The organism is Oleiphilus sp. HI0061, assembly GCF_001635675.1.
The window spans coordinates 1-1,641 of sequence record NZ_LWFE01001124.1 but is presented as its reverse complement, the minus strand read 5'-3'; the positions used below and the strand labels follow the sequence as shown (position 1 = coordinate 1,641).

At 43.4% G+C, this 1,641-nt stretch carries 1 protein-coding gene; it reads left to right on the top strand.

Annotated elements, in window-relative coordinates:
* Positions 1 to 286 precede the first annotated feature (286 nt).
* Positions 287 to 1,348, top strand: coding sequence for an LPS export ABC transporter permease LptG (gene lptG, locus A3735_RS16690; RefSeq protein ID WP_068552995.1), 1,062 nt, complete (start codon positions 287 to 289; stop codon positions 1,346 to 1,348).
* Positions 1,349 to 1,641 lie beyond the last annotated feature (293 nt).

Genomic DNA, 1,641 nt, shown 5'->3' with positions numbered 1-1,641 from the left:
TCTGATTTTCGTATAGGCCTATGCATAGGCTGTCTGCTTTTAGTGATGAAATCGCGGTATCGACAATATTGTAATTCATTTCTGTCTCTTATCGTATCGAAGGTCATTAGTGCTGAAGCACATAATGAGGTGGTTTGAAAACGTGTATCGTCATAGAATAGCAAGCCAAATGATGAACTGCATCGTTCTTCAGCAAATTTCTGATATTAGGGCATATTTTTGATTAACCATAAGGCACTTTTGAAAACGCTTTTTAGCAGATTATATATGGCGCTAGGGAACAATAATGAGAAGAATTAATCGTTACATTGTGCAAACAGTGGCGGCGTCCATGCTATTGGTTGCGGCGGTTGTTCTATCGTTAGATGTTTTGTTTGCGTTTATGGCGGAAGTGAATGATTTGAGTGAGCAGTACGGGATTATTGATGCCGCATTGTTCGTACTGACGACCCTGCCTCGACGAATATATGACTACTTGCCTTTGGTGGCGTTTATGGGGTGCTTGATAGGCTTGGGTGCAATTGCCAAAAATAGCGAGTTGGTGGTGATTCGTGCAGCGGGTGTATCGACCAGAAGGATTGTCTTTTTTGCGATGAAGCCTGCAATAGTTGTTGTGCTTATTGGTTTGTTTTTGGGGGAGTTTGTTGCTCCTGTAACGGAAGGTATAGCTCAGAGTCGTAGAGCGGTTCTCCAGGGGGCAGAGCAAAATGTTGCCAGTCATAGAGGGGTGTGGCATCGGGAGGGTAATACTTTTATGCACTTTAATGCCGTGCAATCAAACGGTGTGCTTCATGGTGTGTCGTTGCAGAGGTATGATGCTGATCATCAGCTTGAAAGTAGTGTGTTTGCGAAGCGTGCTATTTTTCAGCGTGGTACTTGGCAGTTAGAGTCTGTTATTGAAACAAGCTTTAAAGGGGCGCGCACTTACGTCAATCATTTCCCAACTAAAACTTGGCAAACAGACTTGTCTCCCTCGGTGCTTAGTGTGTTGGTTGTCTCATCCGACGACTTATCTATATCGGGTTTATATACTTATTCTCAATATCTTGAAGCTCAGGACTTAAACTCTGACGCTTATATGATGTCATTTTGGAAGAAAGCGTTTCAGCCAATTTCAACGGCAGTATTGGTCTTGGTGGCAATATCGTTCGTATTTGGGCCTCTTAGGTCTGTCACGATGGGGTTTAGGGTGTTTTCAGGGGTAGTGGTTGGACTGTTGTTCAAGTATGCACAAGACCTGTTAGGGCCGAGTGCAATTGTGTTTGGTTTTAATCCAATCTATGCGACTGTTATTCCTATTTCGGTATGTTTGGTAGCAGGGATATTCCTTTTGCGAAGGGCACGTTGAGCTGGAGTGAGAGCAGTGTCTCACACAGACTTTCCATGATTGAACCAGGTTGTTAATTCGCGTATTATTCAAGCAGCAACTAGACTGGATAAAATGCGTATGTAGTAGTCCTTGGGTCAAGGGTGGATTGTAGGACCTTGGCACAGGTTTGTGTATGCATGGATGCGGGCTGTATTTAAGAAAGAAAGGGGCGCCTAACGGTACAAAGTCTATATATCCCGATTGGACTAAAATAGAGCTGAAGGCCGGCACAATAAAAAAAGTAGGAGAATACAATAATGAAAGGCTTGAAG

What these genes read in the sequence shown, in the direction of transcription:
- lptG (WP_068552995.1), top strand. Translation starts at nt 287, where the DNA reads ATGAGAAGAATTAATCGTTACATTGTGCAAACAGTGGCGGCGTCCATG.